Annotated in this window: 8 protein-coding genes; 2 read left to right on the plus strand and 6 right to left on the minus strand. The window is 71.5% G+C overall.

The genetic code is table 11. From position 1 onward, the window contains the following. Positions 1 to 12: 12 nt before the first annotated feature. The 5 genes from M3C17_RS02645 to M3C17_RS02665 form a co-directional block, all read right to left on the minus strand. A complete protein-coding gene (locus M3C17_RS02645; protein ID WP_259976102.1) occupies positions 13 to 447 on the minus strand; it encodes a nuclear transport factor 2 family protein in 435 nt (144 codons plus the stop codon). Continuing rightward, on the minus strand, positions 444 to 884 hold the full coding sequence (locus M3C17_RS02650) for a thioesterase family protein (protein WP_259976103.1): 441 nt from the start codon (positions 882 to 884) through the stop codon (positions 444 to 446). The genes M3C17_RS02645 and M3C17_RS02650 overlap by 4 nt, the downstream gene beginning before the upstream one ends. Beyond that, a complete protein-coding gene (locus tag M3C17_RS02655; protein WP_259976104.1) occupies positions 881 to 1624 on the minus strand; it encodes an SDR family NAD(P)-dependent oxidoreductase in 744 nt (247 codons plus the stop codon). The genes M3C17_RS02650 and M3C17_RS02655 overlap by 4 nt, the downstream gene beginning before the upstream one ends. A gap of 78 nt (positions 1625 to 1702) precedes the next feature. Then, positions 1703 to 3301: an NAD(P)/FAD-dependent oxidoreductase gene (locus tag M3C17_RS02660; RefSeq protein ID WP_259976105.1), complete on the minus strand. Its 1599-nt coding sequence runs from the start codon at positions 3299 to 3301 to the stop codon at positions 1703 to 1705. Then, positions 3298 to 4221 carry an alpha/beta hydrolase gene (locus tag M3C17_RS02665; protein ID WP_259976106.1) on the minus strand — a complete coding sequence of 308 codons (924 nt, stop codon included), beginning with the start codon at positions 4219 to 4221 and terminating at the stop codon, positions 3298 to 3300. The genes M3C17_RS02660 and M3C17_RS02665 overlap by 4 nt, the downstream gene beginning before the upstream one ends. Before the next feature lie 81 nt (positions 4222 to 4302). On the opposite strand from M3C17_RS02665, the gene M3C17_RS02670 reads away from it, so the two are divergent. Then, the gene (locus M3C17_RS02670; RefSeq protein ID WP_259976107.1) at positions 4303 to 4875 is read left to right on the plus strand and encodes a PadR family transcriptional regulator; all 573 of its coding nucleotides are present in this window, start codon (positions 4303 to 4305) and stop codon (positions 4873 to 4875) included. Between the two features lie 37 nt (positions 4876 to 4912). Here M3C17_RS02670 and M3C17_RS02675 read toward each other — a convergent pair whose 3' ends face one another. After that, positions 4913 to 5692, minus strand: a complete 780-nt coding sequence (locus M3C17_RS02675; RefSeq protein ID WP_259976108.1) for an SDR family NAD(P)-dependent oxidoreductase — start codon at positions 5690 to 5692, stop codon at positions 4913 to 4915. Between the two features lie 131 nt (positions 5693 to 5823). Here M3C17_RS02675 and M3C17_RS02680 point away from each other — a divergent pair. Further along, positions 5824 to 7043 (plus strand): ABC transporter substrate-binding protein (locus M3C17_RS02680; RefSeq protein WP_259976109.1); only part of this gene is annotated, 1220 nt, incomplete at its 3' end.

Consider the following 7043-nt stretch of genomic DNA (forward strand, 5'->3'; position numbering starts at 1 on the left):
AGCCGCGGCGCCTCAGCCTCGACTGATCACGCGGTGCCGGAGTCGCCACCCGTCGGCGTCTCGCACGAACGTGTCGGCGTACACGCCCATGGCCGCCAGGGTCGGCACGCCGTCGGTGCCCCGGTAGTAGCGGAAGTAGGAGCGCGACGTGGCGGTGTCGCCGTCGACCTCGACCGCGATGCTCGACACGTCGTGCCGCGTGTGCGTGCCGGGGCCCTGGATGCCCGCCGCCCGCCGCTCGTGCACTCCGGCGAGCAGCGCCTCCCGCCCCGCGATGGTCTGCACGTCCATCGGCAGGTCCGTGGCATCCGTGAGGTCCCACACCGCGTCCGATGTGAAGCAGCGTACGTACGCCTCGGGGTCTCCGGCGTCGGCGAGATGCGCGATGCGGGCGAGCAGCATCGCGATCTCCTGGCGGTCGCCGATCGCCTGCAGGCCGGTGCTCATGCCACCGCTCCCGCCCAGCGCTCGAGGTGGGCACGCAGATCGGCGGGGATCCGCACCGGCTCCTGCGTCGGTGACACGGTCACGACGGTGTTCTCGGCGCGCGCGACCAGGGCGTCGTCGTCGAGGCGGGTCATGCGGAACGCGAAGCGGAAAGAGGAGGCGCCGATGCGGCCCATGCGCAGGTCGATGCGCACCTCGTCGAACAGTCGGGCGGCCGCCAGGTACTCGCAGGTGGTCGCCCGGGACACCGTCCACCAGCCGAAGCGCTCGATCAGGGTGTCCTGCCGCAGGCCCTGCAGGAAGAGGAACTCGGACTGCAGCGCCTCCATCTTCGGGAACCAGGCGGCGTAGTAGAGGATGCCCGCGGGGTCGGTGTCGGCATAGCTCAGGCGTGTGGTGTGCGAGTGCAGGATCGGCCGCTCGGCGTCCGCCGTCACTGCGTCACCGTCCAGCCGCCGTCGACCGGGAGGAAGACGCCGTTGACGTAGCCGGCCAGGGGGGAGAGCAGGAACAGGGTGGCCCAGGCGATGTCGTCGGGGGCGGCCATGCGCTTCAGGGGGATGCGGGTGAGCACGCGCTGTCCGGTCTCGCTGCTCGCGAAGCCCGCGAGGCGCGGGGTGTCGGTCATGCCCGGCGCCACGCCGTTCGAGCGGAACTCGGCGGCGCGGTGGGCGGCGAGATGGCGGACGTAGCCCATGATCGCGGCCTTGGCGGCCGAGTACCAGGCGCTGTCGGTGCCGACGAGGTTGCCCGCGACCGAGGTGGTCGCGACCATCGCGGCGCCCTCGCCCGGCCCCGTGGCCGCCCAGGCGTCGGTCATGCGCCGCACGCTGCCGACGCAGATCTCCAGCGCGCGGTCGAACGGCAGCGTCGACGCGGAGGCGGGCCCGGCGTTGTTGTGCAGGTACCGCAGGCGTCCGAGCGCGGCGGTCGCGGCGGTGAAGCCCGCGGCCACCGCGTCGTCGTCCGACACGTCGGCGACCCAGGTGTGCACGGCCGGGGCGGTGGAGCGCACGGCGGCCGCCGTCTCCTCCAGTCCTTCCGGGTTCAGGTCCCAGAGGCTCAGGGAGAGCCCGAGCTCGGCGGCGCGGAGTGCGGTCGCGCGACCGATGCCGCTTCCGGCGCCGGTGATGAGCACCGCGTCTCCCGTGGTGAATCCGAGGTCGATGGCACCCATCCCGCGCTCCTTTGCCCAAGCATTTGCTTGTTTGACTCTAGCGGGGCCGTCCCGCGAAGGCCAGCCCCGCATCCGAGCTCACCGTGACGACAGCACGAACCCCCGGAAGTCCGCTGCCGCGACCTCCTCGCAGCGGTCGATGTACGCCTTGAAGCCGCCGATGTAGGGCAGGAACCCGCGGGCCTTCCCGGCGATGTTCGCGCCCGTGTACCACGAGGGCGCCGAGCCGAACAGGGTGCGGTCGGCGAGCTCCAGGGAATGCGCCGTCCACGCCGCTGCCGCATCGGCCCTCGGCTCGATCGACGTGAACCCCTGCTCGCGGCAGTGCGCCACCATGCGCAGCGCGAAGTCGCCCTGCTGCTCCGAGGTCAGGGCCATGTTCGACAGCACGCTCGGGCTGCCTGGGCCGTTCAGCACCAGCAGGTTCGGGAAGCCGGGCAGGCCGACGCCGAGGTAGGTCGACGGGAAGCCCCGCCACTCCTCGCGCAGCGACCGCCCGTCGCGGCCGCGGATGTCGATCGCGGTCAGCGCCCCGGTCATGGCGTCGAACCCGGTGGCGTACACGATCACGTCGTGCTCGCGGTGCCGTGCGCTCGTGCGGATGCCGGTCGGGGTGACCTCGGCGAGCGGCTCCTCGCGCAGATCGACGAGCGCCACGTGCGGCGCGTTGAACGTCTCGTAGTAGCCGGAGTCGGTGCAGATGCGCTTCGTGCCGACCGGATGGTCCCGCGGGGTGAGCGTCTCCCGCACGCGGGGGTCGTGCACGCGCTCCGCGAGCTTCGCCTCGAAGAACACGCGGGCGGCGTCGTTGATCACCGGGTCCACGGTCAGCCCCTGGAACGCCTTCGCGAACAGCACGCCACCGCGCGTCCAGCTCTCCTCGAACACGGCCTGCCGCTCCGCCTCGTCGGTCTCCGCGAACGGCACCGGGTGGCTCGTCCAGGGGGATCCCGCCGCGCCGTTCCAGGACAGCTCGCGGCGGTGCGCCAGGTCCTGCTGCTGCCGCTCCCACTCGGCGTCGTCGATCGGGCGGTTGAACGCGGGCACGCTGTAGTTCGCGCTGCGCTGATACACCGTGAGCTCCGCGGCCTGGGCGGCGAGCAGCGGGATGGCCTGCACGCCGGAGGAGCCGGTGCCGATCACGGCGACGCGCTTCCCGCGGAGGTCCACCGGCTCCTCCGGCCACGCGGACGTCTGCAGGACGGTGCCGGAGAAGTCGTCCCGGCCGGGGAGGTCGGGCAGCTGCGGCGTGGACAGGCCGCCCGTGGCCATGACCAGCCAGCGCGCGGTCGCCGTGAGGCCCGACTCTGTGCGGATCTCCCAGTGCTGCGCGTGCTCGTCCCAGGAGGCGGCGGCGAGGCGCTGGCCGAAGCGGAAGTGGCGGCGGACGTCGAACCGGTCGGCCACGTGGTTCAGGTAGCGGAGGATCTCGGGCTGCGTGGCATAGCGCTCGGTCCACCGCCATTCGCGCTGCAGGTCCTCGTCGAAGGAGAACGAGTAGTCGATGCTCTCCACGTCGCACCGTGCGCCCGGGTAGCGGTTCCAGTACCAGGTGCCCCCCACATCCTCGCCCGCCTCCAGGCCGAGGATGTCGAGCCCGGCGCGGACGCCGTGGATGGTCGTGTACATGCCGGCGAGTCCGGCGCCGACGACGATGAGGTCGTGGTGGGTGGTCATGCGGGCTCCTTCGCGAGGGAGGGGGTGAGGGTGTGCACGTCGCTCCAGAGGAGGGCGGCTGCGGAAGCGGCAGGGCCGTAGCCGGGGATCGTCAGGAAGCCGTGGAACTGGTCGGGGTGGTGGCGGCGCACGACGGGAACGCCGGCGGCGCGCAGCCGCTCCGCGTAGAGGGCGCCCTCGTCGGACAGCGGATCGAGGCCTGCCGTGACGACGACGGCGGGCGGCAGGCCGGTGAGGTCGTCGACGGCGAGGGGCGTCACGTCGGCGTCGAACCGTTCGGGCTCGTCGCCGAGGAACACCCGCCAGTAGTGGCCGAGCAGCTCGGCGGTGACGAAGTAGCCGTGCGCACGGGTGCGGTGGCTCTCGCTCGCCATGGCGGGATCGAGGAACGGGTACAGCAGGACCTGCCCGACCGCCGGACTGTCTCCGCGGTCGCGCAGGGCGATGGCCGCACCAGCCGCGACGTTGCCGCCGGAGCTGTCGCCCGCGAGGATCACTCCGTGTGCGGCGAGTCCGAGCGATGCCGCGGCGTCGACCGCCGCGACGACGTCGTCCCGCGCGGCGCCGGGGCCGAACTCGGGCGCGAGGCGGTACTCGACCGAGACGACGACCGTGCCCGTGCCCCGAGCCCAGCTTCGGCAGAAGCCGTCGTGCCCCGCGATCGACCCGTGCAGGAACCCACCGCCGTGCGCGTACACGGTGACCGGGGCGTCGGACCGGAGGGACGCGGGGCGGTAGATGCGGAGCGGCACGGTGTGCGTGCCCCGATCGACCGCGGTGTCCTCCGTCATGGCGTCGTCGAGGTTGCCGGCGGGGCGGATGCGCGCGTCGACCGCGGCGCGTCCGTCGAGCGGGCTGAGGGTGTGGATGGCAGGGAAGCTCTCGTTGAGCAGCTCCAGCATGCGGGTCGTCTCGTCCACCTGATCTCCTTCGATCGGCTTCGGTATGACTAACAGTCATAGTACGATCAGGAATATCTCACTCAACGACGAGGAGGTCAAGTGAGCGACCACGAGAACACCCCCGACCTGCCGGAGCTGCCCGCCACGAGCTGGGCCGTGCTCGGCATCCTGTCCTTCGGCACGGAGCTGTCCGGCTACGACGTGAAGCAGTGGGCGGATCAGAGCCTCGCGTTCTTCTACTGGGCGCCGTCCCAGAGCCAGATCTACACCGAGCTGCGGCGACTGGAAGGGCTCGGCCTCGCGGTCTCCCGGGTCGAGCAGACGCATGCCGCGAAGAGCAGGCGGCTGTACGCGATCACCCCGCTCGGCCGCGACTGCCTGCAGCGCTGGACCGACGACGTGCCCCCCGAGCCCGTGGTGCTCAAGCACCCGCAGATCCTGCGGCTGTGGGCCGCGCACAACGGCGATCTCGACCGGCTGCGTGCGGCGCTGGCGGCCTACCGCGACGAGGCGCTGCGCACCGCGGACGCCGCGGCCGCGCACGCCGAGGGTGCCAGGCGCGAAGAGGCCTGGCGCTTCTCCGGCATCGCACTGGAGTGGGCCGAGTGCTTCAACCGCGACGAGGCGGCGCGCATCGACTGGCTCCTGGAACGCCTGCGCGGCATGCGATGACGGAGGCGATGCGCCGATGAGCCGGTGTCGTCGGGGCCTACAGGCCGAACCCGCCGTCGACGTCGAGCTTCTGTCCGGTGATGAACCCCGCGGCCGGCGAGGCCAGGAAGGCGACCGCGGCCGCGATGTCGTCCGCCGTGCCGAAGCGCCGCAGCGGGATATTCCGCATGGCGACGTCGAGCGCGCGCTCGTCGAGGTCGCCGGAGGCCATGAGCCGCGCGGACATGCCGTCCCACAGCATGCCGGGGCCCACCGCGTTGACCCGCACGCCGAAGCGGCCCTCCTCGGCGGCCAGCCCGCGCGCCAGCGCCTCGACTCCACCCTTGGGTGCGACCGACAGCCCGTCGCGGACGGGGTAGCGGCGGGTGCCGGCACTGGTGACGACCGTGAGCGACCCGGACGCCTCGCGGAGCGCGGGGAGGAAGGCCTTCGCGATCGCGAAGAACCCGACGAGGTCGTCGTCGACCTGGCGGGCGAACTGCTCCACCGGCACCTTCGACAGGTGCACCATCGGCACGTGCGGACCGGCGGCGTGCACGACCGTGTGCACCGCGCCGTGCCGCGCCCGGAGGTCATCGGCGAGGGCGGTGGCCGCGGCCTCGTCGCGCACGTCGAGCGGGTGCGCCTCGGCGTCGTCGCCCAGGGTCTCGAGCAGCTCGGGGGAGGGGGCCGAGCGGTGCGTGATGACCACCCGCACACCGCTCGCGGCCAGTCGTGTGGCGATCGCCGAGCCGATGCCGCCGGTGCCGCCGGTGACCACGGCGACGCCGGGAAGCGCGGAGGGAGGGCGGGTGTCGAAGGTCTGCGGAGTGTCCATGCGCCGGAATCTAACAGGACTTCCGGCATCAACCAAGCAATTGACCGGTTGGGCATTGTCCGGGTCGGTCGAGTGTGATTTACTAAGCAAGCGTTTGGTCGCTCTAACTCAACGATGAGAGAGGTTCGGATATGCGATTCAAGAGGCTCGCGGCAGTCGCCGCAGGGATCGTGGTGTCATCCATGGCGCTCGCCGGCTGCTCCGGCGGCGACGCGGACGCCGGCGACAGCGGTGGCGGTGACGCCGGGGGCGACCCGATCAAGATCGTGGTGCTCGGCGGCATGGGCGCCGAGGGCATCCTGGCCGACAACGCGACCACGGCCGTCACGGCCGCGCTCGCCTCGGTCGACGCCGTCAACGACATGGGCGGCATCCTCGACCGCGAGGTGGAGATCACCCACCTGGAGGACAACGCCGACCCGACCGTCGCCGTCACCAAGCTGCGCGAGTACATCGCCACCGAGGGCAAGCCCGCGCTCGTCATGAACTCCGGCCCCTCCACCATCACCGAGGCCATGCTGCCGATCCTCACGCAGAACCAGATCGTGTCGTTCAACATCGGCCCGACCACCGGCTCCGGCGACCCCTCGGTCAACCCCTACAGCTTCGACCTCAGCGCCTCCGTCCCCGACTACCTGGGCTCCTTCGTCGCCGAGATGGACGACCGCGGCTACGAGAACGTGGCGATCCTGCACGGCTCCAGCGCCTACGGCGAGCTGTTCGGTCAGCTCGGCGAAACCACGTTCGCCGATGCCGGCTTCACCGTCACCGGCAACGAGGGCTTCGACAACGCCGCCCTCGACATGACCCCGCAGCTGTCGGCGCTCCAGCAGGGCGACCCGGACGTGCTCGTGCTCGACGCCTACGGCGCCCCGCTCGGCTACGTGCTGCAGAGCCTCGAGAAGCTCGGCTGGGACGTGCCCGTCATGGGCAACTCCTCGGTGGCGGCGACCGGCCTGATCGCCACGCCCGCCCCCGACGGCGTGCTCGGTACCGACCAGGTGAAGAACCTCACCATGCAGGTGTACTCCAGCACCCAGTACAACCCGGACGACACCAAGGTCAACGAGGCCGTCGAGCGCATGCTCGCCGCCGGTGACATCAAGTCGTCGCTCATCCTCGCCTACAACTACGACTCGGCCCTGCTGTTCAAGGCCGCCGCGGAGAAGGCCGGCGGCATCGACGACCCCGACGCCCTGGTCGAGGCGCTGATCGATCCCGAGGTGCAGAAGGCGGCGGAGACCGCGATCCTCGCGAACTACGCGTTCGAGAAGGATGCGCACAGCCCGCACGTCAGCCCCGACCAGTTCGCCTTCATCCCCCCGGGCGAACTCGTCAACGGCCAGTTCCA

Source organism: Microbacterium sp. p3-SID336 (assembly GCF_025143365.1).
Lineage (GTDB): Bacteria > Actinomycetota > Actinomycetes > Actinomycetales > Microbacteriaceae > Microbacterium.

What these genes read in the sequence shown, in the direction of transcription:
- M3C17_RS02645 (WP_259976102.1), bottom strand. Translation starts at nt 447, where the DNA reads ATGAGCACCGGCCTGCAGGCGATCGGCGACCGCCAGGAGATCGCGATG.
- M3C17_RS02655 (WP_259976104.1), bottom strand. Translation starts at nt 1,624, where the DNA reads ATGGGTGCCATCGACCTCGGATTCACCACGGGAGACGCGGTGCTCATC.
- M3C17_RS02660 (WP_259976105.1), bottom strand. Translation starts at nt 3,301, where the DNA reads ATGACCACCCACCACGACCTCATCGTCGTCGGCGCCGGACTCGCCGGC.
- M3C17_RS02675 (WP_259976108.1), bottom strand. Translation starts at nt 5,692, where the DNA reads ATGGACACTCCGCAGACCTTCGACACCCGCCCTCCCTCCGCGCTTCCC.